This window comes from Micromonospora sp. PTRAS2 (assembly GCF_054052245.1).
In genome coordinates, this window is the sequence record NZ_JBSWBU010000002.1 from 169,129 (window position 1) to 195,263 (window position 26,135).

General features: G+C 75.5%; 22 protein-coding genes and 1 riboswitch. Of the genes, 7 read left to right on the top strand and 15 right to left on the bottom strand.

Features of this window, described 5'->3' with window-relative positions; genetic code table 11:
• Positions 1-41 precede the first annotated feature (41 nt).
• Positions 42-3,737, top strand: a complete 3,696-nt coding sequence (locus ACVMYR_RS06715) for a multicopper oxidase domain-containing protein (RefSeq protein ID WP_457121717.1) — start codon at positions 42-44, stop codon at positions 3,735-3,737.
• Between the two features lie 7 nt (positions 3,738-3,744).
• Here the strand turns inward: ACVMYR_RS06715 and pspM are convergent, their stop codons facing one another.
• The 7 genes from pspM to ACVMYR_RS06750 all read right to left on the bottom strand — a co-directional run bounded on the left by pspM (position 3,745) and on the right by ACVMYR_RS06750 (position 10,168).
• Complete coding sequence (gene pspM / locus ACVMYR_RS06720; protein ID WP_043962446.1) at positions 3,745-4,578, bottom strand: phage shock envelope stress response protein PspM; 834 nt, start codon at positions 4,576-4,578, stop codon at positions 3,745-3,747.
• A gap of 71 nt (positions 4,579-4,649) precedes the next feature.
• Complete coding sequence (locus ACVMYR_RS06725) at positions 4,650-5,531, bottom strand: PspA/IM30 family protein (RefSeq protein WP_077936725.1); 882 nt, start codon at positions 5,529-5,531, stop codon at positions 4,650-4,652.
• Positions 5,532-5,738: 207 nt separating this feature from the next.
• A complete protein-coding gene (locus ACVMYR_RS06730; RefSeq protein ID WP_457121362.1) occupies positions 5,739-6,197 on the bottom strand; it encodes a helix-turn-helix domain-containing protein in 459 nt (152 codons plus the stop codon).
• Between the two features lie 156 nt (positions 6,198-6,353).
• Positions 6,354-6,929 carry a CinA family protein gene (locus tag ACVMYR_RS06735; protein WP_043962443.1) on the bottom strand — a complete coding sequence of 192 codons (576 nt, stop codon included), beginning with the start codon at positions 6,927-6,929 and terminating at the stop codon, positions 6,354-6,356.
• A gap of 50 nt (positions 6,930-6,979) precedes the next feature.
• Positions 6,980-7,582 (bottom strand): CDP-diacylglycerol--glycerol-3-phosphate 3-phosphatidyltransferase, encoded by a 603-nt coding sequence (pgsA, locus tag ACVMYR_RS06740; protein ID WP_431895415.1) that lies wholly within the window; start codon positions 7,580-7,582, stop codon positions 6,980-6,982.
• A 77-nt stretch (positions 7,583-7,659) separates the two neighbouring features.
• A complete protein-coding gene (rimO, locus tag ACVMYR_RS06745; protein WP_077936724.1) occupies positions 7,660-9,159 on the bottom strand; it encodes a 30S ribosomal protein S12 methylthiotransferase RimO in 1,500 nt (499 codons plus the stop codon).
• Between the two features lie 85 nt (positions 9,160-9,244).
• Positions 9,245-10,168, bottom strand: coding sequence for an ornithine cyclodeaminase family protein (locus ACVMYR_RS06750; protein WP_077936723.1), 924 nt, complete (start codon positions 10,166-10,168; stop codon positions 9,245-9,247).
• A gap of 91 nt (positions 10,169-10,259) precedes the next feature.
• Positions 10,260-10,324, top strand: a riboswitch (guanidine-III (ykkC-III) riboswitch).
• A 66-nt stretch (positions 10,325-10,390) separates the two neighbouring features.
• Between ACVMYR_RS06750 and ACVMYR_RS06755 the strand changes: the two genes are divergently transcribed.
• Together ACVMYR_RS06755 and ACVMYR_RS06760 are read left to right on the top strand one after the other, a co-directional pair.
• Positions 10,391-10,705 carry a DMT family transporter gene (locus ACVMYR_RS06755; RefSeq protein ID WP_457121363.1) on the top strand — a complete coding sequence of 105 codons (315 nt, stop codon included), beginning with the start codon at positions 10,391-10,393 and terminating at the stop codon, positions 10,703-10,705.
• 89 nt (positions 10,706-10,794) lie between these two features.
• A complete protein-coding gene (locus ACVMYR_RS06760; protein ID WP_077936722.1) occupies positions 10,795-11,040 on the top strand; it encodes a hypothetical protein in 246 nt (81 codons plus the stop codon).
• 618 nt (positions 11,041-11,658) lie between these two features.
• Here the strand turns inward: ACVMYR_RS06760 and ACVMYR_RS06765 are convergent.
• On the bottom strand, positions 11,659-14,127 hold the full coding sequence (locus tag ACVMYR_RS06765; protein WP_077936720.1) for an FtsK/SpoIIIE family DNA translocase: 2,469 nt from the start codon (positions 14,125-14,127) through the stop codon (positions 11,659-11,661).
• A 113-nt stretch (positions 14,128-14,240) separates the two neighbouring features.
• Between ACVMYR_RS06765 and ACVMYR_RS06770 the strand changes: the two genes are divergently transcribed.
• Positions 14,241-14,720 (top strand): type III secretion system chaperone family protein, encoded by a 480-nt coding sequence (locus ACVMYR_RS06770; RefSeq protein ID WP_043962436.1) that lies wholly within the window; start codon positions 14,241-14,243, stop codon positions 14,718-14,720.
• A complete protein-coding gene (locus tag ACVMYR_RS06775; RefSeq protein WP_457121364.1) occupies positions 14,717-16,528 on the top strand; it encodes a YbjN domain-containing protein in 1,812 nt (603 codons plus the stop codon). Before ACVMYR_RS06770 ends, ACVMYR_RS06775 begins: the two co-directional genes overlap by 4 nt.
• 66 nt (positions 16,529-16,594) lie before the next feature.
• On the opposite strand, the gene ACVMYR_RS06780 is transcribed toward ACVMYR_RS06775, so the two are convergent.
• From ACVMYR_RS06780 to ACVMYR_RS06805, 6 genes are all read right to left on the bottom strand, one after another.
• A complete protein-coding gene (locus ACVMYR_RS06780) occupies positions 16,595-17,806 on the bottom strand; it encodes a S1 family peptidase (protein ID WP_091277414.1) in 1,212 nt (403 codons plus the stop codon).
• A 221-nt stretch (positions 17,807-18,027) separates the two neighbouring features.
• Positions 18,028-19,716, bottom strand: a complete 1,689-nt coding sequence (locus ACVMYR_RS06785) for a ribonuclease J (protein WP_077936717.1) — start codon at positions 19,714-19,716, stop codon at positions 18,028-18,030.
• A gap of 57 nt (positions 19,717-19,773) precedes the next feature.
• The gene (gene dapA, locus ACVMYR_RS06790; protein WP_043962432.1) at positions 19,774-20,697 is read right to left on the bottom strand and encodes a 4-hydroxy-tetrahydrodipicolinate synthase; all 924 of its coding nucleotides are present in this window, start codon (positions 20,695-20,697) and stop codon (positions 19,774-19,776) included.
• A 46-nt stretch (positions 20,698-20,743) separates the two neighbouring features.
• Entirely contained in the window at positions 20,744-21,487 is a 744-nt protein-coding gene (gene thyX, locus ACVMYR_RS06795; RefSeq protein WP_457121718.1) for an FAD-dependent thymidylate synthase, read from the bottom strand.
• Between the two features lie 383 nt (positions 21,488-21,870).
• On the bottom strand, positions 21,871-22,437 hold the full coding sequence (locus ACVMYR_RS06800; RefSeq protein ID WP_077936716.1) for a DUF2752 domain-containing protein: 567 nt from the start codon (positions 22,435-22,437) through the stop codon (positions 21,871-21,873).
• Positions 22,434-23,663 carry a winged helix-turn-helix domain-containing protein gene (locus ACVMYR_RS06805; RefSeq protein WP_457121365.1) on the bottom strand — a complete coding sequence of 410 codons (1,230 nt, stop codon included), beginning with the start codon at positions 23,661-23,663 and terminating at the stop codon, positions 22,434-22,436. Before ACVMYR_RS06805 ends, ACVMYR_RS06800 begins: the two co-directional genes overlap by 4 nt.
• A 79-nt stretch (positions 23,664-23,742) precedes the next feature.
• Between ACVMYR_RS06805 and ACVMYR_RS06810 the strand changes: the two genes are divergently transcribed.
• Complete coding sequence (locus tag ACVMYR_RS06810; RefSeq protein WP_457121366.1) at positions 23,743-24,294, top strand: N-acetyltransferase family protein; 552 nt, start codon at positions 23,743-23,745, stop codon at positions 24,292-24,294.
• Here ACVMYR_RS06810 and ACVMYR_RS06815 read toward each other — a convergent pair.
• Entirely contained in the window at positions 24,216-25,460 is a 1,245-nt protein-coding gene (locus ACVMYR_RS06815) for a glycosyltransferase family 87 protein (RefSeq protein ID WP_457121367.1), read from the bottom strand. The genes ACVMYR_RS06810 and ACVMYR_RS06815 overlap by 79 nt on opposite strands.
• A gap of 35 nt (positions 25,461-25,495) precedes the next feature.
• Between ACVMYR_RS06815 and ACVMYR_RS06820 the strand changes: the two genes are divergently transcribed.
• Positions 25,496-26,092, top strand: coding sequence for an N-acetyltransferase family protein (locus tag ACVMYR_RS06820; protein ID WP_457121368.1), 597 nt, complete (start codon positions 25,496-25,498; stop codon positions 26,090-26,092).
• Positions 26,093-26,135: the final 43 nt, after the last annotated feature.

The following is a 26,135-nucleotide window of genomic DNA, read 5'->3' on the forward strand; positions in this document are numbered from 1 at the left end:
GGGGTGGCGGTCGCCACGCCACGATCGATCCGGGGAGAGCCATCGTGCTGTTCCGCAGACTGCGCTCCAACTTCGTCGACCGGCCCGCGCGTACCGGCGCGGAGCCGGGGCCGACCGTGCCGGCGGCCCGGACCGCCGAGGCGACCGGGCCCGACGTGGCCGAAGCCGAGGAGGTGGCGCCGGCCAGCCTCGACCCGGGGGCCGTCCCGCGCTGCTTCGGCCCGGTGCCCAACTTCGCCACCAGCCCGCTGCCGGTGCCGGTCCCCGCGCCCGACGAACGCGCCGGGGTCGCCCCCGGCACGGGCCTGCGCAAGTTCGTCGACGCGCTGCCCCGGCCCGGCGAGGGGGGCCGCACCGAGCTGGGCGGGTGGCTGCCGGTCGCCGTGCCGGACACCATCACGTGGCCGGGCTGCGACTACTACGAGATCGGCCTCCAGGAGTACGCCCAGCGCCTGCACCGCGACCTGCCCGCCACCCGGCTGCGCGGCTACCGGCAGCTCAACCTCGGCACCGACGGCACCGGGCACAACACGGTGGCCCCGCCCGACCGGCCGTACCTGTGCGGGCCGGTGATCGTGGCCCGGCGCGGCCGGCCGGTGCGGATCAAGTTCATCAACCAGCTGCCCACCGGCCGGGCCGGGGAGCTGTTCCTGCCCGTCGACGCGACGCTGGACGGGGCCGGGCCGGGCCCGCTGGACGGGCCGGCGCCCTACCCGCAGAACCGGGCGGTGCCGCACCTGCACGGCGGGCAGACCGGCTGGATCAGCGCCGGCAACCCGTGGCAGTGGGTGACGCCGGCCGGGGAGATCACGCCGTACCCGACGGGGGTGGGGTTGACCCACGTGCCCGACATGCCGCCGCCCGGCCCGGGGGCGACCACGCTCTACTACCCCAACGAGCAGAGCGGCCGGCTCATGTGGCTGCACGACAACACCCTCGGCCTGTCCCGGCTCACCGTCTGCTCCGGGCAGCTCGCCGTCTATCTGCTCACCGACGAGGCCGAGGAGGGCCTCGTCGCCGACGGGGTGCTGCCCGCCGAGCAGCTCCCGCTGGTGGTCACCGACCGCACGTTCGTGCCCGACGACACGCAGCTCGCCGGCCAGGACCCGACGTGGGACCGGGACCGCTGGGGAGCCCGGGGCAGCCTCTGGCACCCGCACGTCTACCAGCCCCGGCAGCACCCGTCCCACCCGTCGGGGACGAACCCGACCGGCCGCTGGGACTACGGCCCGTGGACCCGCCCCACGCCCCCGGCCGACGCGCCGCCTGGCCGACCGGGGCCCGACGACGCCGCCCCGGCGACCGCGCCGGGGGCCACGGGCGGGCCCGTGCCGAACCCGCACCACGATCCCGTCGCCGACCCCGACGAGCCGCCGCTGGCCCCGGGCGTGCCGCACCCGTCGGCGGTGCCCGAGGCGTACGGGGACACCCCGCTGGTCAACGGCGTCGCGTACCCGTACCTGACGGTCGCGCCGAAGGCGTACCGGTTGCGGATCCTCAACGCCTGCGCGGACCGCTCCCTCAACCTCCAGCTCTACCGGGCCCGCTCCGACGGGCCGATGTGGGACGCGGACGGCGGGCTGCTCGACGCCGACGCGGGCGAGGTGCCGATGGTGGAGGCCGCCCGCGCGCCCGGCCGCCCGCCGCACTGGCCCGTGGACGGGCGCGACGGCGGGGTGCCCGACCCGGCCGCCGCCGGGCCGGCGCTGATCCAGGTCGGCAACGAGTGCGGCCTGCTGCCGGCCCCGGCGGTGCTGCCGAACCGGCCGGTCGGCTACCGGTACGACCGGCAGGACCCGACGGTGCTCAACGTCGACGGGCACACCCTGCTGCTCGCCCCCGGGGAGCGGGCCGACGTCGTCGTCGACTTCTCGGCCGTCCCGCCCGGGTCCACCCTGATCCTCTACAACGACTGCCCGGCCCCGCTGCCCCGCTTCGACCCCCGCAACGACCACCACACGGGCGCCCCGGACCGCACCGCCGTGGGCGGCGTCCCCGGCACCCTGCCCGGGTACGGGCCGAACACCCGCACCCTGCTCCAGTTCCGGGTGGCCGGCGAGCCGGCCGAGCCGTACGACCTCGACCGGCTGGCCGAGCGGCTGCCCGGCGCGTACGCGGCCAGCCAGCGCCCGCCGATCGTGCCGCAACCGGCGTACGACCGCGCGTTCGGCACCCGCACGGCCCGGGAGACGGTCGGCACGGCGCACGCCATCGCGGTCAGCTTCACCCCGGTCGGCGCCGCCGCGCCGGTGACGCTGCCGCTGACGGTGAAGGTGGTGCAGCACGTCTTCGACCCGGCGTACGGGCGGGTCGCCGGCCGGCTCGGGGTGGCCCACCCGCACGCCGGGCCGCTGGGTCCGGCCACCCTGCCGCTCGGGCCGGTCGACCCGGCCACCGAGACGCTGGTGATCGCCGACCCGACGGTGCAGGTCGGCGCGCCCGCCGACGGCACCCAGCTCTGGCGGATCGTCGGCAACACCCCGCAGACCCACCCCGTGCACGTCGGCGGCTGCGACGTGCAGCTGGTCAACCGGGTCGGCTGGGACGGGGCGATCCGCCCGCCCGAGCCCAACGAGCTGGGCTGGAAGGAGACGGTGCGGGTCAACCCCCGCGAGGACGTGATCGTGGCGCTGCGGCCGGTCGCCCCCGCCCTGCCATTCAAGATCGGCGACAGCGTACGGCTGCTCGACCCGACCCGCCCGGCCGGCGCCCGGATCGGCTCCACGGCCGTCAGCCCCGTCGACGGGCGGCCGGCGGCGGTGGTCAATCAGCTGGTCAACATGGGGTGGGAGTACCGCTGGCACAGCCAGCTCGCCGGCCACCGCGACCAGGGCATGAGCCGCCCGCTGGTGTTGCGGGTCGCCCCGCTCGCCCCGACCGGGCTGACCGCCACGCCGGTGCCCGGATCGGCGACCGTGCTGCCGGCGATCGCGTTGACCTGGACCGGCAACGGCGGCCGGCCCCCGGCCAGCAGCCACCTGCTCCAGCGGGCCACCGACGTCGCGTTCACCGAGGGGGTCACCGCGATCACCGTGGCCGCCGCCGCGACCCGGTACACCGACTCCACGGTCACCCCCGGCGTCACCTACCACTACCGGATCCGGGCGGAGAACGAGGTGAGCTGCTCGGCCTGGTCCAACGGCGTGCCGGCGTCGGTACGCCTCGCCGCGCCCACCGGGCTGGCCGCGGTGATCCCGCCGGCCGCCCCGCTGCGGGTGGCGCTGCGCTGGGCGAACCGCTCCTTCGCCACCGGCGTTGACGTGCAGCGGGCCACCAACCCGACGTTCACCAGCGGCCCCGCCACCACGGCCGTCGGGGTGCAGGAGCAGCACGTGGACGCCGTCGTCGCCCCGGAGACCACCTACTACTACCGGGTGCGCACCACGTACCTGGGGGTCGCGTCGCCGTGGTCGACGGTCGCCGCCGTCACCAGCCCGCCCCGGCCGGCCGCGCCGACCGGGCTGACCGCCGTCGCGAGCGCCCCCGCGCCGGACACCGCGACGGTGACGCTGACCTGGGCGGCGGACCCGCCGGGCGGCCCGGGGGCCGGGTTCCTGGTGCAGCGGGCGGTCGACCCGGCGTTCGAGCGGGAGGTCGCCGCGTTCACGGTGCACGGGCGGGGGTTCGTCAACACCGGCCTGGCCCGGGGCGTGACCTACCACTACCGGGTGCGGGCCGGCAACGTCGTCGGCAGCTCCCCGTTCACCCCGGCGGTCGCCGTGACCACGCCCGGGTGAGGCCGGGTCAGTGGGTGGGGGTGCGCAGCGGGTCGCCGACGGTGCGCAGGGGCTCGCCGACGGTGCGCAGCTCGGCCAGCGCCGACGCCACCCCGTGCAGCAGGTCCGTCGCCTCGGCGAGCCGGGACGCGGCGGCCTGCTCGCTGGCGGCCCGGCCGCCGAGGTGACCGGCGTCGGAGCGGGCGTCCTCGGCGAGGTAGCCGGCGGCGGCCACCACCAGCCGCTCGTACGCCGCCACCCCGCTCTCCAGCTGCGCGGACAGCTCACGGTGGGCCTCGGCAAGGGGGGCGCGGGCGTCGGCGGGGGCGAGCCGCAGGGCCCGCTCGACGCTGGCGACCCGCCCCGCCAGTTCGCGCAGCGACCGGTCGGCGGCGGCGGCCTCGGACACCGCCGGCTCGGCCAGGCCGGTCAGCCGGCCGGTCATCCCGCCGAGGGTGAGCGCGGCCCGGTCCAGCCGGGCCCACGGCTCGGCCACGCTGGTGCCGCGCAGGGCCAGCCGGGACCGGGCGCGGCGCACCTCCGCCACCACCCCCTGCCCGGCGGGGAGCCGCTCCACGGCGGCGACGAGCCGGGCCCGGGACCGGGCCGCGGCCTCGGCCGGGTCGAGGGCCGGGGGCGCGGGGCGCGCCGCGAGGGCCCGCAGGTCGATCCACCGCCAGGCGGCCAGGGCCACCGCGCTGCCGGCCGCGCCGGCCCACGCCGCGTCGGGCAGACCCAGCCCGGCGTACGGGGTGAGCACCGCCGCCGCCCCGGTCAGCCCGCCGCCCAGCACGCTCCACCGGCGGGCGGACCGCCGCAGCCTGCGCAGCTGGCGGAAGTATCGTGCTCGCTCGTCTGCCACCCGTGCCTCCTCGTTCCGGCCGCCGGGTCGGGCGGTGCCGGGGCCGCCCGGCCGGCGGCCGTCGGTGCCGCTCAGCCGGCGGTGCTGGTGTCCCCGGTGCCGCGGTCCTGGCCCATGCTGGCCCGGAGCTGGTCGAGCCGGGCCGCGGCGGCCGGGTCGACGGCCGGGGCGGCGGGCGCGGCCTGCCCCTGCTGCCCCACGGCCGGGCGGTCCTGCCGGCCGGCGAGCTGCTCGCCGGCCATGCTCGCGCGGATCTGCTCCAGCCGGGACGAGCCGGCCGAGTCCAGGGACGCCTTCTGGATCTCCAGCATCCGGCCCTCGACGGAGTTGCCGGCCAGCTCGGCGCGGCCCATCGCGGTGGCGTAGCGCTGCTCGATGCGGTCCCGCACCGCGTCCAGGGACGGGGTGCTGCCGGAGGCGGTGAGCGACGACATCGACTCCAGCGACTGGGCCACGCTCTCCTGCATCTTGGCCTGTTCGAGCTGGCTGAGCAGCTTGGTGCGCTCGGCCAGCTTCTGCTGGAGGATCATCGAGTTGTTCTCCACCGCCCGGCGGGCCTGCGCGGCGGCGCCGAGCGCCTGGTCGTGCAGGGTCTTCAGGTCCTCGGTGGCCTGCTCGGCGGAGACGAGCTGGGTGGCGAGGACCTGGGCGGTCTGCTCGTACTTGCCGGCCTCCGCCTCGTCGCCCCGGGCGCGGGCCTGGTCGGCGAGGACCAGGGCCTGCCGGGCGTTGCCCTGGAGCCGCTCGACCTCGGTCATCTGGCGGGACAGCTTCATCTCCAGCTGCCGCTGGTTGCCGATCACCGCCGCCGCCTGCTGCACCAGCGCCTGGTGCTGGCGCTGCGCCTCCTCGATCGCCTGCTGGATCTGCACCTTGGGGTCGGCGTGTTCGTCGATCCGGGCACCGAAGAGCGCCATCAGGTATTTCCAGCCCTTGACGAACGGGTTCGCCATCTCCGCGGTATCCCCTCAGTAGAGTCGCGCCGCCCGGCCGGGCCGGGCGGTCCGGCCGGTGGTCGTGCGGCGGTGACCCCCATCGTCCCAGCCGGGCGCCAGCCCGGCATCCGTACGTCACCGGCGGCACGCCACCGTCTGATCAACAGTACGCGGCGCGGGAAAGCCCGACCACGTCCTCGGGCGACCTGCGGGCAGGCGGTGGGATCAGGCGGCGCAGACGACGTCGCGGTCGCGCTCGGCGGGGCGCACGCGGGTGCGCAGGGTCGCCTTCAGCGGCGAGTCCTGGTGCACCGCCACGGCCACCGGGCCGCCGGAGGTGACCTGCCGGACGCCCCGGCCGGTCGACTTGCGCACCGAGGCGCGGGCCACGGGGGACTCGACCGGCTCGGCCGGCTCGTCCTGCACCGGCACCAGCACGCCGGGAAGCTGCTCGGCGAGCGCCATCGTGTCGCTGACCTCGCGCAGCAGCTCGGAGAGGCGGGCGCCCAGGGCGTCGCAGATGGCGGCCAGCAGCTCGCTGGAGGGCTCCTTCTGGCCGCGCTCGATCTCGGACAGGTAGCCCAGGCTGACGTTGGCCGCGGAGGAGACCTCGCGCAGGGTGCGGTGCTGCCCCTGCCGGCGCGCCCGCAGTGCGTCACCGATCACCCGGCGTAGCAGGACCATCGCACCTCCCCTGACGGGTCTCACCCTCTTCACCGACGCCGTGCCGGCGCGGCGTGCCGCCCCGGCGTCGACGCCACGCGTCGGAGCCTTCCCGCAACCGTACCCGCTGCGGGCCCCGGTGACATCCCACCCCGCCCGTCCTTCTGGCCGACAGGCTCAGCGGCGGGCCGCCCCGGCGGGCGCGGCGTCGCCGTCGCCGGCCTCCGGCGCGCCCGCCCCGGGGACCGGCCCCGCCGCGTCGATCCGCTCGGCGAGCAGCCGCAACGCCTCGATCACCGCGGCGGTCCGGATGTGGTCGCGGCCCCCGTCGAGGTCGAGCCGGCGGACCTCGGCGCCGGCCGGCCCGGCCACCGCGACGTAGACCAGCCCGACGGGCTTGCCGTCCTGCGGCTGCGGCCCGGCCACGCCGGTGGTGGCGAGCCCCCAGTCCGCGCCGCAGCGCCGCCGGCCGCCCTCGGCCAGGGCGCGGGCCACGTCCGGGTCGACCGGGCCGCGCTCGGCCAGCAGGTCCTCCGGTACGCCCGCCAGCACCGACTTCAGCTCGGTGGCGTAGACGACCAGGCCGCCCCGGTAGACACCGCTGACCCCGGCGATCTCCACCACCGAGGCGGAGAGCAGCCCACCGGTGAGCGACTCGACGGTGGCGAGCGTCTCGTGCCGCTCGGCGAGGCGGTGCACCACGCCGGCCGCCGGGCTGCCCACCGGCCGGTGCCCGTTCGCGTCAGTTCCCATGGAAACGTCCCTTTCCCCGCGCCGGCCGGTCTACGCGTCCCCGCGCCGGTCTACGCATCCTCGCGGGCGGGCCGGCGCAGGCGCAGCGCCTGGGCCACGTAGTCGAAGCCGGTGACCACCGTGACGCCGACGGCGGCTGCCATCAGCCAGGGGCCGACGGCGGCGAGCCCGGCCGGCATCGGCCACAGGTACCAGGTGATGGCCAGGATCTGCAGCGCCGTCTTGATCTTGCCACCCCGGCTGGCCGCGATGACGCCGTGCCGGATCACCCAGAACCGCAGCGCCGTGATGCCCAGCTCCCGCACCAGGATGACGCCGGTCACCCACCAGGGCAGCAGGCCGTACCAGGACAGCAGCAGCAGGGCCGCGCCGGTGAGCGCCTTGTCGGCGATCGGGTCGGCCACCTTGCCGACCGAGGTGACCAGGCCGAAGCGGCGGGCGATCCAGCCGTCCACCAGGTCGGTGACCGAGGCGACGGCGAAGATCAGGCAGGCCGCGATCCGCCACCCGGCGTGGGTCGCGCCGGAGGCGACCACCGAGGCCGCGAAGACCGGCACCAGCACCAGCCGCAGCAGGGTCAGCCCGTTGGCCGCGTTGAGCACCGGGACCCGGGCGACCACCGGCGGCTGCGCCGGCTCCGCCGCCGGCGTCATCGACGCACCCCGCTCGGGCTGCCGCGGCGAACCTGACACCGCACCACGTGGCTCCCCCGCCTTCTCAGGGCCCGCCGTCACCGTGCCGCGCCGGGCGCAGCCGAGATCATCTCATCCGGGACGGCGACGAGGTCCACCCCTTCGGTGGCGGTCACCGTGGCGCGCACGAGGTCGCCGGGGCGCAGCGCCGCCAGGTCCACCCCGCCGTCGGCCGGGGCGACCAGGGTGGTGGAGCCGTCCACCTCGGGGGCCTGGTGCGCCGCCCGGCCCTCGACCACACCGTCGTCGACCGAGTCGACCAGCACCTCGACCGTGGAGCCGAGCCGCTCCTCGGCCCGCTGCGAGCACAGCTCGTCGGCGAGGGCGCTGAGCCGGTCGTACCGGCGCTTGATCGTCGCGGCGGAGACCTTGCCGGGCAGGCCGGCGGCCTCCGTGCCGTCCTCGTCGCTGTAGTCGAACATGCCGATCGCGTCGAGCCGGGCCGCGCTGAGGAACCGGACCAGCTCGTCGACGTCGCCCCGGGTCTCGCCGGGGAAGCCGACGATGAAGTTGCTCCGCGCGCCGGCCTCCGGGGCCAGGGCACGGGCGGCGGCCAGCAGCTCCAGGAACCGGTCGGTGGAGCCGAAGCGGCGCATCCGGCGCAGCACCGGCTCGCTGGAGTGCTGGAATGACAGGTCGAAGTAGGGCGCGACGCCGGGTGTCGTGGCGATCGCCTCGACCAGGCCGGGGCGGGTCTCGGCGGGCTGGAGGTAGCTCGCCCGGACCCGGACGATCCCGTCGATCGCGGCGAGCTGCGGCAGCAGCTTCTCCAGCGCCCGGGGGTCGCCGAGGTCCTTGCCGTACGACGTCGAGTTCTCGCTGACCAGCACCAGCTCCCGCACGCCCGTCCTGGCCAGCCACTCCGCCTCGGCGAGCAGCTCGTCGGGCGTACGCGAGACGAACGCGCCGCGGAAGGCGGGGATGGCGCAGAACGCGCAGCGGCGGTCGCAACCACTGGCCAGCTTGAGCGACGCGACCGGGCCGGTGTCGAGCCGACGCCGCAGCACCTGCCGCAGGTGGGCCGGGGTGTGCTCGTCGGTGGTCACGGCGGCCCGGGGCGTGCCGTGGCCGGGCAGCGAGACGGCGCTGTCGCGCCGGGCGACCGGGGTCAGCGGCAGCAGCTCCCGCCGGTCGCGCGGGGTGTGCGCGTCGAGCGCCTCGCCGGCGACGACCGCGTCGAGCCGGGCGGCGATGTCGGGGTAGTCGTCGAAGCTCAGCACCGCCTGCGCCTCGGGCAGGCTGTCGGCCAGCTCCCGGCCGTACCGCTCGGCCATGCAGCCGGCCGCGACCACCTTCGCGCCGGTGTCGGCGGCGGCGAGCAGCGTCTGGATCGAGTCCTGCTTGGCCTTCTCGACGAAGCCGCAGGTGTTGACGACCACCACGTCGGCCCCCTCGCCGTCGGTGGTGACCTGCCAACCGTCGGCGTGCAGCCGGGCGGCCAACTCCTCCGAGTCGACCTCGTTGCGGGCGCAGCCCAGGGTCAGCAGGGCGACGCGGCGGCCGGCGGATTGCGGGGAGGGGGCGGTGGCAGACACCATCCGAGGGTACCGGGCGGGCGGACGGCGGCCCGCAACGGCGGCCACCCGGATCGCCCCCGCACGTCGCCCGCCGCCCGGGGCCGGCTCAGGCCATCGCCGCGCCGACCCGGACCAGCCGGTCGAGCAGGAAGACCTCCGTGCCGGCCAGGCCGGTCGAGCAGAAGACCGACACCTGGTCCGCGCCGGTCCGGCCGGCGGCGTCGCCGGCCAGCACCGCGCCCAGGTCACCCAACCGCCCGGCGTACGCGGGCAGCGTCGCCAGCATCGGCGGGTCGTACGCCGCCGCCTGCGCCGGCGAGTCGGTGACCAGCACATCGGCGGCGTCCAGCAGGTCGGTGCCGAACTCGTGCCGGTCGACCTGCTTGAAGCCGACCGTGTTGACGTGGGTGCCGGGGGCCAGGTCGGCGGCGTCGAGCACGGGGGTGACGGCGGTGGTGGCGAGCACCACGACGTCGCGTTCCCGCACGGCGGCCCGCGCCGAGTCGACCGCCCGCGCCGGCACGTCCAGCTCGGCGCGGACGCGGGCGGCGAACGCCTCCCGCCGGGCGGCCGAGCGGCTGTGCACGGTGACCTCGCGCAGCGGGCGCACCGCGGCGGCGGCCCAGACCTGGGTCCACGCCTGCGTGCCCGAGCCGACCACGCCCAGCGTGACGGCGTCCGGCCGGGCCAGGGCGTCCACGGCGACCCCGCCGAGCCCCCCGGTACGCCGGGAGCCCAGCTCGTCCCCGACCGCGACCGCCCGCACCGCCCCGGTGCGCCCGTCGTGCAGCACGACCACCTGCTCGCCCTCCGGGTGCCCGAACGTGTCGTACGAGCGGAAGCCGTACCACTCGCCGGTGAGGTGCCCGGCGGTGAGCACCATCCGTCCCCCGCCCAGCGCCGCGGCGGCCCGGGGCGGGGCCACCAGGCGGCCGGCGTGCGCGGCGAGCAGGGCGTCGCGCATCGCGGCCACCGTGGTGGGGGCGTCCAGCGCGGCGGCGACGTCGGGGTCGGCGAAGAGCAGCGGCATGACCGAATACTGCAACTTGAAGTGAGGTTCATGTCAATCGGTGGTGGTCCGGCTCACCCCCGGCACCGCCCGGCCGGTGCTAACGTCGGTCGCGGCGGCCCCAGGGTCGCCCCGGACGAGTGGTGGGCGTACCCGGTCAGGCCAAGACGCCTCACGTGTCAGTACCGAGCCCCACTCGCCCCGACACCGCAGGTCCGGGCGCCGAAGCAGAGGTGTCGCGCCATGGCCTGGATCGTGCTGGTGATCTCCGGACTCCTCGAGACCGCGTGGGCGGTCGCCCTCGACCGCAGCGCCGGCTTCACCCGGCTCGTGCCGTCGGTCGTGTTCGCGGTCGCGCTGGTGCTCAGCATGGCCGGCCTGGCGTACGCGCTGCGCGAGATCCCCGTCGGCACCGGCTACGCGGTCTGGGTGGGCATCGGCGCGGTCGGCACCGCGCTGGTCGGCATGCTGGCGCTGCACGAGTCGGCGAGCCTGCCCCGCATCGCCTGCCTGCTGCTGGTCGTCGCCGGGGTGGTCGGCCTCAAGGTCTTCCACTGAAGGTCTTCCGCTGGCCGGGATGCGTAGTTTCCGGCACCGGTGGGTAGTGATCGATCGACGGTAGATCGAGGCTCACCACGGAGGACGTCATGGCCGACACCCACGCCACCACCCGCCCGCGCACCAACGCCGCCCGGATCTGCACGATCGTCGCGTTCGTCTTCGCCGCCCTCGCGGTCTTCGTGTCACCGCTGATCTTCGGCCTGCTCGGCGTGATCCTCGGCGTGGTCGGCGCGGTCCTCGGCGACAAGCCGCTCGGCTGGTACGCCGCCGCTGCCAGCGTGGCCGGCGCCGTGCTCGGCATGATCCTCAGCGCGGTGATCCTGAACGCCTGAGCACCCAGCCCACCCCACAGCGCCACAGCGCCACAGCGCCACAGCGCACCCGACCGCGACCGAAGGGGCCCGCCGGATTCCCGGCGGGCCCCTCGCCGTCGACCCGCCCTCGCCGTCCACCCCGCCCTCGCCGGCGCGGGCGGCCGGCGGCGGCGGGTGGCCGTGCTCCACCCGCCCCGGATCGTGACACGCAGCAACCGCTCCGCTCGACGCCACCACCTCCTTCGCTCCCTTTGCTCTGCACCCGGATACGCAACAGTTCACGCAGCGCGATCGGCCGCTCCTTCCCGCCGCCCGCCGGTTTCACAGACCTGCTGGTCAAGGGGGTGATGCGTCCCTGGGTGCAGAGCAAAGGGCGCGCGGCGAGTCCGGCGCGCCGGACTGAACATGACCCTGAGTCAGATCGCCAGATCCATCACCCACGGTGAGCAAGCTCGGTCGGCCCGCGTCGGGGCCGGCAACCGGGGAAGCGGGGCTCAGAGCGTTGCCCGGCCACGCCGGTGGAGGACGAGAGCAGGGGCAGCGCCGAAGTGCCGGGCCGGAAGAAAGGCCGCGAAGAAACCGGGGAGGGGCCGGAAAGGGGCCGGGGAGGGCTCGGGAAGGGGTCCGGCGGGCGGGTCAGTCGTCCGCGCCGCCGAGGCCGGCGAGGACCTCCTCCAGCTCGTCCGGCTTGACCAGCACGTCGCGGGCCTTGGAACCCTCCGACGGGCCGACCACGCCCCGGGTCTCCATCAGGTCCATCAACCGGCCGGCCTTGGCGAAGCCGACCCGCAGCTTGCGCTGGAGCATCGACGTCGAGCCGAACTGCGAGGTGACCACCAGCTCGACCGCCTGCACCAGCAGGTCCAGGTCGTCGCCGATCTCCTCGTCGATCTTCTTCTTGTTGTCCTGTGCCGGGGCCAGCACGTCCGAGCGGAACTCCGGCTCCCGCTGGTCCTTGCAGAACTTCACCACGTCGGCGATCTCGCGCTCGGTGACCCAGGCGCCCTGGATGCGGATCGGCTTCGACGCGCCCATCGGCAGGAAGAGCCCGTCGCCGCGCCCCAGCAGCTTCTCCGCACCCGGCTGGTCGAGGATGACCCGCGAGTCGGCCAGCGACGAGGTGGCGAACGCCAGCCGGGACGGCACGTTGGCCTTGATCAGGCCGGTGACCACGTCCACGCTGGGCCGCTGGGTGGCCAGCACCAGGTGGATGCCGGCGGCCCGGGCGAGCTGGGTGATGCGGACGACCGAGTCCTCCACGTCGCGCGGGGCGACCATCATCAGGTCCGCCAGCTCGTCCACGATCACCAGCAGGTACGGGTACGGCCGCATCTCCCGCTCGCTGCCCGGCGGGGCCTTGATCTCCCCCGTGCGCACCTTGCGGTTGAAGTCGTCGATGTGTCGGACCCCGTTCGCGGCGAGGTCGTCGTAGCGCATGTCCATCTCGCGGACGACCCACTCCAGCGAGTCCGCCGCCTTCTTCGCGTTGGTCACGATCGGGGTGACCAGGTGCGGGATGCCCTCGTACCCGGTCATCTCGACGCGCTTCGGGTCGATCAGCAGCAGCCGCACCTCGTCCGGCGTGGCCCGGGTGAGGATGGACACCAGCAGGGTGTTGAGGCAGCTCGACTTGCCGGCGCCGGTGGCCCCGGCGATCAGGATGTGCGGCATCTTCGCGAGGTTGGCCACCACGAAGCCGCCCTCGATGTCCTTGCCGAGCGCCACCACCATCGGGTGGTGGTCGCTGGTGGCGGCGCGGGAGCGCAGCACGTCGCCGAGCGCCACGTTCTCCGGGTCGGTGTTCGGGATCTCCACACCGACCGCGCTCTTGCCCGGGATCGGGCTGAGGATGCGGACGTCCGGGGACTTCACCGCGTACGCGATGTTGCGGGAGAGCTGGGTGATCCGCTCGACCTTCACGCCCGGGCCCAGCTCCACCTCGTACCGGGTGACCGTCGGGCCCCGGGTGAAGCCGGTGACCTCGGCGTCGACGCCGAACTGGTCGAACACGCCGGTGAGGGCGGCGATGACCTCGTCGTTGGCCTTGCTGCGGGTCTTCGGGGCGGCCCCGCCGCTGAGCAGGTTGGCCGGGGGCAGCGTGTAGTCGCCGGCCAGGCCGGTGAGCGCGAGCTGCTCCGCCCGGGTGGGCGGCGGCGAGTGCTCCGGCGGCTCGACCGGCTTGCGGGTGGCGGGCACCTTCGCCGGGGGCTTGCGGGGCAGCACCACGGTCTCCTGGAGGTCGGCGCCCTCGTACGCCTCCTCATCGAAGTCGTCCGGGTCCGGCAGCGGCGGCGCGGCGCGCTTGGCCGGGCGGCGGCGGGCCGGCTTCTTCTCGACGGGCTCCGCCTCGGCCTCCTCGGCGGCCGGCGGCGGGCCGACCACCGCGCCGGCGAGCAGCCCGAGCCGCTCCGGGATCTTGTTGATCGGCGTCGCGGTGACCACCAGCAGGCCGAAGACCAGCAGCAGGAGCAGCAGCGGCACGGCCACCCAGGCGGTCACGGCGGTCTCCAGCACGTTGCCGACGCCCGCACCGATCAGGCCGCCCGCATAGTCACGCTGGACCGGGTCCACCGGGTTCTGTCCGATGTGCAGCATCGCGGCGGTGGCGACCAGCATGGACCCCCAGCCGACCAGGCCCCGCCCCCGGTGCTCCGGGTCGGACGGCGTGCGCATCAGCCGCCACGCCCCGATCGACAACAGCACCGGGACGACGATCGAGATCGCGCCGAGGAAGAGCCGCACGGTGTCGGCGAGCCGGGCACCCACCGGGCCGGCACCGGAGAACCAGAGGGCCACCGCGCTGAGCAGGGAGAGCCCGAGCAGCAGCAGGCCCGCGCCGTCGCGGCGGTGCTCCGGGTCGAGGTCGCGGGCCGAGGCGGCCTGCCGGCCGGCGGCCCGCACCGCCCAGCCGACGCCGTGCGCGAGCCCCATCCACACCGCACCGATCGCCCGGCCCACGTGGACGGCCGGCCCCGGCCGGGGGGCGGTGCGCCGCCGGGGCGCCGCCTTGGTGGTCTTCTTCGCCGGCTGACGGGCACGACTGTTCGTGGTGCCGCGCGGCGACGCGCCGCGTCGCCGGCTCGCCTGAGAGGTACGGCCCGCCATAGAGTCACCGTAACGGCGGGACCCGGCGGATCGCCGCTTTTCCGGGTCGTGTCCGCGCGTCGCAGCACGGGCGACGCCGCCTGTTGTGTTATTCGCCTCAGAAGGGATGCCCGATGGCGTCGCCCGAGATCGAGGACGGCCCGGACGGCCCCCTGGCCGGGCACCCCGGGGCGTTGCGGCCGCTGACCGACGAGCTGATCGCGGCCGTGCTGCGCCGTCGGGGGTACGCGGTGGCGGCGGATCCGGCGGGCCGGCTGCTCGGCCGGTGGGATGACGCGCTCGTCTGGTTCCTGCGGATGGGGGCGGGCGGCGAGATCCTCCAGGTGCGCACGATAGCCGCGCCGACCTTCCCGATCGAGTACGTGCCGACCCTGCACGCCTTCTGCAACTCGTGGAACCACGACCGGTACTGGCCCAAGGCGTTCGTGCACGTCGACGACGACGGGCGGGCCCTGGTCTGCGGCGAGGTGATCGCCGATCTGGAGCGCGGGGTGACCCCGCACCAGCTCGACCAGCTGCTCGACTGTGGCATCTCGACCGGCTGTCAGCTCGCCGCCGCGGTCGGGCAGCTCGCGGGCGGGGCGCGGCCGTGACCGGGCAGCCGCGCCGGTGGGCCGACCGGCTGGCCGCCGCCGGGGACCTGCCCGACGGGGAGGAACGCGCCGTCGAGCTGGACCGGATCGCGTCGGCCGCCGACGCGGCCGGCGACCTGGCCACCGGGCTGGACGCGCGGTTCGCGCTGATGGACCTGTATCTGCGGCGGGGCGAGCGGTGGCGGCTGTTCGAGCCGGTCCGCCGCTGCCGGGAGCTGCTCGACGCCGCCTCCGCGGACGCCACCGCCGAGGTCCCCACGACCGGGCCGGTCGCCGAGCGGGCCGCCGAGCTGCGCCGCTACCAGCGCTTCGCGGTCGAGGCCGCGTTCGGCACGCCCCGGGTCGGCCTGGGCCAGACCCGCGCGGCGCTGGACGACCTGGCCCGGCCCACGCCGGGGCTGAAGGGCCTGGCCCGGCCCGCCCCGGGTGGGGCCGGCGACCCGGCGGTGAGCGATCTGGTGGCCGAGCTGCGCTGCCGCCTCGCCGACCACCTCGGCGACGAGCCGGAGGCCCGCCGCTGGTACGACCGCTGGCGCACCGCCCCCGCCGACCCGGCCGCCGGCTGTCCGGCCTGCGCCCCGTCGCGCCGCGCCGACCTGCTGGCCGGCTGGGGTGACTGGGCGGCGGCGCTGGCCGAGCTGCGCCCGATCGTCGACGGCCCGACGGCGGCAACCCCGGCCGAGACTGGCGGGGCCGGGACAGCCGGAGCTGGCGGGGCCGGGACAGCCGGGGGCGGCGGGGCGTACTGCACCGACCAGCCGGAGCGGGCGCTGGCCGGGGCGCTGCTGCCGCTGCTGCGCGCCGGCGAGCCGGAGCGGGCGGGCCGGGCGCACGTCACGGCGTACCGGCGGCACCGGCGGGAGCGGACGGCGTTCGGGCAGCTCGCCGCGCACCTGCGGTTCTGCGCGCTGGGCGGGCACCTGGACCGGGGGCTGGACATCCTCGCCGAGCAGCTGCCCCGGCTGGACCGTCCGTCCGACGACCTGGCCGCGATGGAGTTCGCCGCCGCCGGGGCGCTGCTGTGCGCCCTCGCCGCCGAGGCGGGGCGGGGCGACCGGCGGATGCCCGGACCCGCCGCCCCCGCCGGGCGGGGCGTCGGTCGGGCCGGCGACGACATCGACGTGGCCCGGCTCGGCGGGCTGCTCGCCGAACTGGCGACGGGGCTCGCCGGCAGCTTCGACGCCCGCAACGGCACCGGGCACCAGTCCGGCCGGATCGCGGCCCTGCTGGCCGAGCGGCCGGTCGCCGGTCCGGTGGTGCCGCTGCCCGCCGACGAGGCGGCCGGCGACGACGGAAGCGACGACGACGGCGGGAACGACGAGTTCGACGAAGACCGCGACGGCAGCGGCAAGGGCGGCAGCGGGCCGGCGGGGCGGGAGGCCGGGCGGGAACTGGCCGGGGACGAGGTGGGGGCGCTGACCGTCGCCCTGGTCACCCAGGCCCTGGACCGGCGCGGCGACGCCTGGACGATGCGCGGCCCGGCGGTGGTCGGGCGGTGGGGTCCGGCGGTGATCGAGTTCCGGCAGGCCGGCGAACGGGGCGAGATCCTGCACGCCCGGGTGCTGGCCGTCCGGCGGCTGGCGGCGGGGCGGCGCGCGGAGGCGTACGCCTTCTGCAACGCCTGGAACCACGACCGGCTGCTGCCGAAGGCGTACGCGCACGACGACGGCAGCGGGGAGCTGGTGCTGGCCGGCGACGTGACCACGGACCTGGCCCACGGGGTGGCCCCCACCCAGCTCGACGTGCTGGTCACCGCGGCCGTGGCCACCGGCGTCGCGTACGCGGAGGCGGTCGCGGCGCTGCCCTGACCGGCCCGGCTCGCCCTGACCGGCCCGCGCGGTGGTGCCGGGCCGGTCAGGGCACACGGGGCGGAATCAGCGCCGCACGCGGCGACCGCTCTGGAGGTTGTTGCCACCGTCGGCGGTGACCAGGGTCAGCCCGTTGACCTGGAGGATCTCGTTGACGGGCTGGAAGAAGGTGACCCCGCCGACGGTGCAGTCGCCCGCCCCGCCCGAGGTGACACCCTGCGCCTGGTCACCGGAGATCCACGACCCGCCGGAGTCGCCCGGCTCGGCGCAGACGTTGGTCTGGGTCAGCCCGGTGACCGTGCCCTCCGGGTAGTTGACCGTCGCGTTCTTCGCCTGGATCACCCCGCAGAACGCCCCGGTGGTGGAGCCGGAGCGGCAGATCGACGCGCCGACGGGGGCCTCCTGCGAGCCGTTGACGGGCACCGCGCCGCCGTTGAAGTCGTTCACCACGGGCTGCGGCTGGAAGTCGCCGGTGACCCGCACGACGCCCCAGTCGTCGCGGGGGAAGGACGACGCGGCGAAGACGCCCTGCGGCGAGCCGTCGACCCCGGTGGTGCGGTCGCCGGCCTGGCCGCAGTGCCCGGCGGTGACGAAGCCGCCGACCACGGCGAAGCCGACCGAGCAGCGGGAGTTGCCGTTGATGAGGTAGGCGTCGCCGCCCTGCAGGTCGGCGAGCAGCCGGGGGGCCCGCGTCGAGCTGACCACCCGCACCGCCGACGCCGGGAGCCCGCTGGCCGCCGCGAACCGGCGACCGGCCGCCTCCTGGCCCGCCCGGGCCACCACCACGACGGAGTTGGTGGGCGCGTCGACGTACCAGCCGGTGACGGCCCGGCCGACCGCGCCGCCGGACCGGTCGAGCCGGGTCTTCATGGTGTCCAGCTCCCCCACGCCCCGGGCGACCTGCTTCGGCACCGCGCCGGCCGCGCGTACGGCGTCGGCCCGGCCGGGGTCGGCGACCGCGACGGTCAGGGTACGGCCGTCGGCGCTGAGCCAGGCGCCGCCGTAGTCCTCGCCCAGCTCGGTCCGGAGCTTGTCGACGGTGCCGGCGGCCCAGCGCTCGGTCTTCAGCCGCTGCGCCGCCTGCTCGCGGGTGAGCCGCAGGTCGCGGCTCATCGCGTCCACGACCTTCTGGTCCACCCCGGCCGGGGCGGTGGCCCGCCCGGAGTCCCCGGCCGGCGGCGCGGCACCCTCCCCGGCGAACGACGGCAGGGCCACGACCGCCGCCGCTCCCGCCGCCACCACCAGTACGCCGATGGCTGTCATCCGTCTGCGGTCCATCCGCCACGCTCCTCCCGGCCGACGCGGGTACGCCTGCCGGCACGGAGTACGGGACAAACCGCCGGATGGTTGAACGATCGACCCGGAACAATTTTTCCCGTCGGCGTTGAACCCTGCGGCGTCGGTGTCCGTACCCCAGGCCGGCGGGAGAAGCGCCGACGCCGGCCCACCGCTCGGGGGTGGGCCGGCGTCGGTACGCGCGGAACGCGGCGGTGCGGGCGTCAGACCTCGACGACCGTCGGCACGATCATGGGCCGGCGGCGGTACTTGTCGTTGACCCACCGGCCGACGGTGCGCCGGACGATCTGCTGGAGCTGGTGCGGGTCGGTGATGCCGTCGGCGGCGGCCCGGTTCAGCGCCTCGGTCACCAGCGGCACGACCGGGTTGAACGCCTCCGGGTCCTCCGAGAAGCCCTTCGCCGAGACGGTGGGGCCGCCCACGACCTTGCCGGTGACCGAGTCGACCACGACGGTGGTGGCGATGAACCCGCCGTCGCCGAGGATCCGCCGCTCCGTGAGCAGGGACTCGCTGACGTCGCCCACGGCGAGGCCGTCGACGTAGACGTACCGGCTCTTGACGTGGCCGACGAGGCTGGCGCGGCCCTCGACCAGGTCGACGACGTCGCCGTCCTCGCAGAGCACCACCCGGTCCGGGGCGACCCCGGACTCGATGCCGAGGCGGGCGTGGGCCCGCAGGTGCCGCCACTCGCCGTGCACCGGCATCAGGTTGCTCGGGCGGGTCACGTTGAGCAGGTAGAGCAGCTCACCGGCGGGGGCGTGGCCGGAGACGTGGACCTTCGCCACGTCCTTGTGCACGACCACCGCGCCGGCCCGGGCCAGCCGGTTGATCACCCGGTAGACCGAGGTCTCGTTGCCGGGCACCAGCGAGGACGCCAGCACCACCGTGTCACCGGGGGCGATGGTGATGTGCCGGTGGTCGCCGCTGGCCATCCGGCCGAGCGCGCTCATCGGCTCGCCCTGCGACCCGGTGGACATCAGCACGATCTGCTCCGGCGGGAGCGCCGTCGCCTCCTCGATGCTGATCACCAGGCCGGCGGGGATGTTGAGCAGGCCGAGGTCCCGGGCGATGCCCATGTTGCGGACCATCGAGCGGCCGATCAGCGCCACCTTGCGGCCGTGCTCGACGGCCGAGTCGAAGACCTGCTGCACCCGGTGCACGTGCGAGGCGAACGACGCGACGATGATCCGTCCCTTCGCCTTCGCGAAGATCGAGTCGAGGACCGGCCCGATCTCCCGTTCCGGGGTGACGAAGCCGGGGATCTCCGCGTTCGTGGAGTCCGACAGCAGCAGGTCGACGCCCTCCGCGCCGAGCCGGGCGAAGCCGGCCAGGTCGGTGATCCGGCCGTCCAGGGGGAGCTGGTCCATCTTGAAGTCGCCGGTGTGCAGCACCAGGCCGGCGGGGGTGCGGATGGCCACCGCGAGGGCGTCGGGGATCGAGTGGTTGACGGCGAAGAACTCGCACTCGAACGGGCCGAGCCGCTCCCGGCCGCCCTCCCGCACGGTCAGCGTGTACGGCTGGATGCGCCGCTCGGCCAGCTTCGCCTCGACCAGGGCGAGGGTGAACTGCGAGCCGACCAGCGGAATGTCCGGCTTGTGGGCGAGCAGGTACGGCACCGCGCCGATGTGGTCCTCGTGGCCGTGGGTGAGCACGATCGCCTGCACGTCGGCGAGCCGGTCCAGGATCGGCCCGAAGTCGGGCAGGATCAGGTCCACGCCCGGTTGCTCGACGTCGGGGAAGAGCACCCCGCAGTCGACGATGAGCAGCTTGCCGTCGTACTCGAAGACGGTCATGTTCCGACCGATGGCGCCGAGCCCGCCGAGCGGGATGATCCGCAGGCCGCCCTCCGGCAGCGGCGGGGGCAGTTCGCCCTCGTTGTGCGCCTCGGTCACGCGTCCACCTCATTCTGCGACGCCGTCGCCCGGCGTCCGTCGTGTCGTTCGGTCATCTCAGGGGAGCTCCAGACCCGCCGCCGCGCAGTCCGCGCGCAGCTGGGCGATCTCGTCGGGGGTGGCGTCCACCAGCGGGGGCCGCACCGGGCCGGCCGGCAGGCCCAGGGCCGCCAGGCCCGCCTTGACCAGGATCGTGCCCTGGGTGCGGAAGACGCCGGTGAACAGGGGCAGCAGCCGCCGGTGCAGGGCGAGCGCGGTGCCGGGGTCGCCCGCGTCGTACGCCTCGATCATCCGCTGGGTGAGCGCACCGGTGAAGTGGGTCGAGGTGCCGACGACCCCGACGCAGCCGACCGCCAGCGCGGGCAGGACGAGGGAGTCCTCCCCGCTGTAGAAGGCCAGGTCGGTGCGGCTGGTCACCCACGAGGTCGCGGTGAGGTCACCCTTGGCGTCCTTGACCGCGACGATGCGGTCGTGCTCGGCGAGCCGGACCAGGGTCTCGGTCTCGATCGGCACCCCGGAGCGGTGCGGGATGTCGTAGAGCATGATCGGCAGCCCGGTGGCGTCCGCGACGGCGGTGAAGTGCCGGACCAGCCCGCTCTGCGGCGGCTTGTTGTAGTACGGGGTCACCACCAGCAGGCCGTGCGCGCCGGCCTTCTCGGCCGACGCGGCCAGCTCGATGGTGTGCCGGGTGTCGTTGGTGCCGACCCCGGCGACCACCCGCGCCCGGTCGCCGATCGCCTCCACCACGGCCCGGATCAGGCGTTCCTTCTCCGCGTCGGTGGTGGTGGGCGACTCGCCGGTGGTGCCGTTGAGCACGAGCGCGTCGTTGCCCTGCTCGTCGACGAGGTGGTTCGCGAGGCGTACGGCGCCGTCGAGGTCCAGGGAACCGTCGGAGGTGAACGGGGTCACCATGGCCGTGAGCACTCGGCCGAACGGGCGGGACACCGCCCGGTCGGCGGCAACAGGGTGGTCGTGCGTCATGCTCACAACCTAGCGGACGACCACCGGCGGGCCGGTGGGGAAGGGTTCAGGACAGCTCGGCGAGCGGGCTGGCCGCCACCTCCGTGCCGTCGGGCAGCGTGGAGATGACGAAGTCGGCGAACACGTTCGGGGCGACCCGCTGGAGCTGACGCAGGCACTCCACGGCCAGCTCGCGGATCTCCACGTCGGCGTGCTCGGTGGCCCGCATCGCGACGAAGTGCCGCCAGGCCCGGTAGTTGCCGGTGACCACGATCCGCGTCTCGGTGGCGTTGGGCAGCACCGCGCGGGCCGCCTGCCGGGCCTGCTTGCGGCGCAGCGTCGGGTTGGGCTCGTCGGAGAAGCGCTGCTCCAGGCCCTCCAGCAGCTCCGTGTACGCCCGCACGCTCGCCTCGGCGGCCTCGACGAACCGCTTGTGCAGCTCCGGGTCGTCGGCGATCACCGCCGGCTCGACCATCGCGGCGTCGCGCTCGGGGACGTACCGCTGGGAGAGCTGGGAGTAGGAGAAGTGCCGGTGCCGGATCAGCTCGTGGGTGAACGAGCGGGACACCCCGGTGAAGTAGAAGCTCACCGAGCCGTGCTCCAGCACCGACAGGTGCCCCACCTCCAGGATGTGCGCCAGGTAGCCGGCGTTGGTGGCGGTGGCCGGGTTCGGCTTGGACCAGCTCTGGTAGCAGGCCCGGCCGGCGAACTCGGCGAGCGCCTGGCCGCCCTCGGCGTCGGTCGACCACGGCACGTCGTCCGGGGCCTGGAACTGGGTCCACGCGATCAGCTTGACCTGGGGCTGCACCATCTCCGGCATGCCAGGGACTGTAGTGGCCCGCCGGCCGGCCGCCCAAGTCGGGCGCGCCCGGTGCAACGGCGGTCACCCGCTGGCCCGGCGCGTCGCCCACCGGAAGGGACCGTCCCGGTTTCCCGCCTAGGGAGCTGAGTCATTTACGACATCAGGGTGGGGTCGGGACGAGGCCGGGGCCGGGCCGCAGCCGGAGTCGGGCCCCAGCCGGAGTCGCGGCAGCCCGTGGGCGGCGGTGATGTCGTAAACGACTCAGCTCGCTATGGCCCGCAGGCTCCGCATCCGATCGCGCAGGCGTGCGCCAAGCTGCCCGCCCGGGCCAGACACAGGCCGGGCCAGACACAGGCCAGGTCAGACGCGGCCCCGGCCAGGCGGGGCCCAGGTCAGACGTAGAGGGAGGTGAAGGGGGCCCAGGGCAGGTTGCGGGCCACCGAGAAGACCAGCCACAGGGCCAGGAAGCCGCCGATCACCTTCGAGCTGACCTGGGGCTGCGGCAGCCGCCAGCCGAAAGCCTGCCGGCCCGCCCAGGCGACGAACAGGTAGGTCAGGAAGGGCAGCGCGAAGACGAAGAGGAAGTGGTGCCGGGCGGCGGCCGGCAGGTCGCCGTGCAGCACGTACCACAGCGCGCGGGTGCCGCCGCAGCCCGGACAGTCCAGCCCGGTGGTGAGCTTCAGCAGGCAGCTGGGGGCGGCGTCGGGCGCGGCCCGGGTCGGGTCGCTGAGCAGCGCGTACGCCATGCCGAGGCCGACGCAGCCGAGCGCGGCCAGGGGGGCCGCCCAGCGCGGCGACCGGGCGTGCACCCGCATCACGAGGCGGGTCAGCCGGTCGGGTTCCGCCACCGGGTACGCCCCCGGCGGCCACTCCCCCGGCGCGGGCGCGGGCGCCTGCGCGTCAGGGTGCGGGTGCGGGTGCGGGGCCGCCGGGCCGTCGACGCTCGTCACGCCGCTCACGGTACACCGGCCATGCTCCTCAGGGCGGCGGCCAGCGGAACAGCGAGGTCACCGGCGGCGGGCGGGGCTACCGCGCTGAGGCCCAGCCAGCCGGCCAGGCGGTGCAGCTCGGCGGCCAGGGCCACCGCCGTCTCCCCCGCATCGACGCCCGGCTCGCCCCAGGCGGCCGGCACCAGCAGCACGCCGGCCTTGCGGTCGGCCTTGAGGTCGACCCGGGCGGTGAACCGCTCCCCCTGCAGGAACGGCAGCACGTAGTAGCCGTGGACCCGCTGCGGGGCCGGGACGTAGATCTCGATGCGGTAGGCGAAGCCGAACAGCCGCTCGGTGCGGCCCCGCTCCCACACCAGCGGGTCGAACGGGCTGACCAGGGTGTTGCCCCGCACCCAGCGGGGCAGCCGGGCGGTGGCGTGCAGGTAGGCCGGGTGCCGCCAGCCCTCGACCGTGACCGGGGTCAGCTCGCCCGCCTCGACCAGCTCGGCGACCGCCCGCCGGGCCCCGGCGACGGGCAGCCGGAAGTAGTCGCGTAGCTCCGGCTCGGCGGCGACGCCGAGCGAGCGGGCGGCGATCGCGACGAGGGCGCGGTGCGCCTCGGCGTCGGTCGGGGTGGGCGCGTCCAGCACGGCGGCCGGCAACACCCGCTCGGGCAGGTCGTAGCGGCGCGCGAACGAGGGGGTGCGGTCGGCGGCGGTGACCTCGCCGGCCCAGAAGAGGAACTCCAGCGCCCGCTTCACGGTCGACCAGTTCCAGCCCCAGTTGCCGGTCTCCCGGGGCGCGTCGTGCTCGATCTCGGCGGCGGTGAGCGGGCCCCGGGCGGCGACCTCATCGCGCACCCACGCCACCAGCTCGGGCTGCTCCTGCGCGATGCGGCGCATCCCGCCCCACGCCTCGTCGCGGGCCTTGGCCATCCGCCAGCGCAGCGCCGCGTGCAGCCCGACGGGGACCAGCGACGCCTCGTGCCCCCAGTATTCGAACAGCTCGCGGGGGCGGCGGTAGGCGGCGGCGGCGAGCAGGGCCGTCGGGTAGGGCCCGAGCCGGCTGTAGAGCGGCAGGTAGTGCGCGCGTTGCAGCACGTTGACCGAGTCCATCTGGATCAGCCCGACCCGGTCGAGCACCCGGCGCAGGTGCCGGCGGGTGGGCACGCCGGCGGGCGGTGGGTCGGCGAAGCCCTGGGCGGCCAGGGCGACCCGGCGGGCCTGGGCGAGCGAGAGCGATTCCGGTGCGGTCATCGTCGGGCACCCTAATCCAGGGGTACGACACCGGTGCGGCTGGCTGGACGTCACGGCCACCGGGGCATACAACGGACGCATGCTGATCATCCGCCCCGAGGAGCCGGACGACGCCGAGGCGGTGGCCCGGGTGCACGTGCACGGCTGGCAGGACGGCTACGCCGGGTTCATGCCGGCGGAGGTGCTGGCCCGGCTCAACGTGGCGGCCTGGGCGCAGCGCCGCCGGGACCTGGGCACGGCCGACCCGGAGCACCCGTTCACCACGCTGCTCGCCGAGCGCGACGGCGCGGTCATCGGGTTCACCACGTTCGGCCCGTACCGCAACAACCAGGACCGGGCCGACCTCGACCACACGCTCGGCGAGGTGCTCACCATGTACGTCGACCGGGCGTTCTGGGGCGACGGGACGGCTGGGCGGCTGCTGGCGGCGGCGAAGCAGCGGCTGGCCGGGCGGGGCTGGACGGCGTACCGGCTGTGGGTGTTGCGGGACAACCGGCGGGCCCGGCGCTTCTACGAGCGGTCCGGGCTGTCGCCGGACGGCGAGCGGACCACCTACCCGGTGCCGCTGGCCGGCGGGGCGCCCCCGCTCGGGCTGGTCGAGCTGAGGTACGCGGGGCTGCTCGACGGCTGATCCGCCGGGCGGCGCACGGGCAGGAACAGCAGCAGGGCGAGGCTGATCCAGACGTAGGTGTTGCTGCCGAGGAAGCCGTCGACGCCGGTGAAGTCCTTCTCCCAGGCCCAGACGATGCGGCTGCACAGCAGGGCGTACCCGATGATCGCGGCGGCCAGCAGGACGCGGCGCCGGCGGCTGCGCGCGGGCGCCGCGGTGCCGTTGTCGACCAGCAGGATCAGCCCCGGCAGCAGCCAGACCAGGTGGTGCACCCAGGTCACGGGGCTGACCAGGCACATCAGCGCGCCGGTCAGGGCCAGGCCGGTGGCCTCGTCGCCGGCCCGGACGGCGGCCCGCGAGCGCCACGCCCAGACGGCGAGGGTGGCGAGGACCAGCGCCAGCCAGGCCACGGTGCTGGGGTGTTCGGGGTTGAGCCGGGCGACCACGCCCTGCAGCGACTGGTTCGACACGAACGCCAGCTCGCCGACGCGGCCGGTGTTCCACAGCGCGGAGGTCCAGAACTCGCGGGACGCGTCGGGGAAGAGCGCGGCGGCGACGAGGGTCGCCCCGGCGGCCGTGCCGGCGGCGGTCAGGGCGGCCCGCCAGCGGCCGGTGACCAGCAGGTAGACGAGGAAGATCCCCGGGGTCAGCTTGATCGCGGTGGCCAGCCCGATGCCCACTCCCGCCCAGCGGTTGCCCGCCGGCAGCAGCCGCAGCAGGTCCACCGCGACGAGGAACAGCAGCAGCATGTTGACCTGGCCGAAGTTGACCGTCTCGCGCATCGGCTCGAACGCGGCGGCCAGGCAGAGCGCCACGGCGAGGGCGAACCAGCCGGTCCAGCCGCAGCGGCGGGCGACCGGGGCGAGCAGCCACCAGATCAGCACGGCGCTGGTCACCACGGACGCGGTCACGCTCACCGCGATCGCGGCGGGCCACGGCAGGAGGGCCATCGGCAGCATGACCAGGGCGGCGAACGGCGGGTAGGTGAAGCCGTACTGGGTGCCGGGCTTGAGGAAGTCGTAGATCTCCCCGCCGTCGTGCACCCAGAAGTGGAGCGCGCCGTAGTAGACCTTCAGGTCGAAGAAGCCGTGCCGCACAGCCGCCACGGACAGGAACGCGGTCACCGCGACGGCGAGCCCGACCACCGCGGCGACCTGCCCGATCGTCCGTTTGGCACCCTGCGCCACCGTGGCCTCCCTCGCCCTGCGTAGGCTTCCGTCCCATGGCTCTCGGGTACGTCCGCCCGGCGCGTCCGGAAGACGCCGGCGAGATCGCACGCATCCAGCTCGCGACCTGGCGGGTCGCGTATCGCCGGATCCTGCCCCGGCACGTGCTCGACAACCTGGACGAGGAGTATCTCGCCAGGCGGTGGAGCGCGGCGGTGCAGGAGCCGCCCTCGGGCGCGCACCGGGTGCTCGTCGCCGTCGAACAGGCCGAACAATCGTATCTGGTGGGATTTGCCGCGTCCGGGCCGGCCGACGCCGAGTCCCTCGCCCCGAACGAGCCGGCCGAGGCGCTCGGGTCCGGCGTGGTGGCGGTGACGGACCTGCTGGTCGAGCCGCGCTGGGGGCGGCGCGGGCACGGCAGCCGGCTGCTGGCCGCGAGCGTGGACCTGTGGCGCTCCGACGGCTTCGACCGGGCGGTGGCGTGGGCGTTCGACGCCGACGCGGCGACCCGGAAGTTCCTCACCGGCGCGGGCTGGGAGCCCGACGGCGCGGCCCGCGCCCTCGACGTGGACGACATGCTGGTCAACCAGCTCCGGCTGCACGTGGCGGTGCCCGCCGAGGGCGCGGCGGAGGGCGACGCCGCCGGCGGCTGACCACGCGGTCTGCCTGCCGGCGCGTCGGGGTTGCCGGGAATGT

Bases quoted from the DNA above. Each gene is read 5' to 3' on its own strand.
- ACVMYR_RS06725 (WP_077936725.1), bottom strand. From the start codon at position 5,531: ATGGCGAACCCGTTCGTCAAGGGCTGGAAATACCTGATGGCGCTCTTC.
- ACVMYR_RS06730 (WP_457121362.1), bottom strand. From the start codon at position 6,197: ATGGTCCTGCTACGCCGGGTGATCGGTGACGCACTGCGGGCGCGCCGG.
- ACVMYR_RS06735 (WP_043962443.1), bottom strand. From the start codon at position 6,929: ATGGGAACTGACGCGAACGGGCACCGGCCGGTGGGCAGCCCGGCGGCC.
- pgsA (WP_431895415.1), bottom strand. From the start codon at position 7,582: ATGACGCCGGCGGCGGAGCCGGCGCAGCCGCCGGTGGTCGCCCGGGTC.
- rimO (WP_077936724.1), bottom strand. From the start codon at position 9,159: ATGGTGTCTGCCACCGCCCCCTCCCCGCAATCCGCCGGCCGCCGCGTC.
- ACVMYR_RS06750 (WP_077936723.1), bottom strand. From the start codon at position 10,168: ATGCCGCTGCTCTTCGCCGACCCCGACGTCGCCGCCGCGCTGGACGCC.
- ACVMYR_RS06755 (WP_457121363.1), top strand. From the start codon at position 10,391: ATGGCCTGGATCGTGCTGGTGATCTCCGGACTCCTCGAGACCGCGTGG.
- ACVMYR_RS06760 (WP_077936722.1), top strand. From the start codon at position 10,795: ATGGCCGACACCCACGCCACCACCCGCCCGCGCACCAACGCCGCCCGG.
- ACVMYR_RS06765 (WP_077936720.1), bottom strand. From the start codon at position 14,127: ATGGCGGGCCGTACCTCTCAGGCGAGCCGGCGACGCGGCGCGTCGCCG.
- ACVMYR_RS06770 (WP_043962436.1), top strand. From the start codon at position 14,241: ATGGCGTCGCCCGAGATCGAGGACGGCCCGGACGGCCCCCTGGCCGGG.
- ACVMYR_RS06780 (WP_091277414.1), bottom strand. From the start codon at position 17,806: ATGGACCGCAGACGGATGACAGCCATCGGCGTACTGGTGGTGGCGGCG.
- dapA (WP_043962432.1), bottom strand. From the start codon at position 20,697: ATGACGCACGACCACCCTGTTGCCGCCGACCGGGCGGTGTCCCGCCCG.
- thyX (WP_457121718.1), bottom strand. From the start codon at position 21,487: ATGGTGCAGCCCCAGGTCAAGCTGATCGCGTGGACCCAGTTCCAGGCC.
- ACVMYR_RS06805 (WP_457121365.1), bottom strand. From the start codon at position 23,663: ATGACCGCACCGGAATCGCTCTCGCTCGCCCAGGCCCGCCGGGTCGCC.
- ACVMYR_RS06810 (WP_457121366.1), top strand. From the start codon at position 23,743: ATGCTGATCATCCGCCCCGAGGAGCCGGACGACGCCGAGGCGGTGGCC.
- ACVMYR_RS06820 (WP_457121368.1), top strand. From the start codon at position 25,496: ATGGCTCTCGGGTACGTCCGCCCGGCGCGTCCGGAAGACGCCGGCGAG.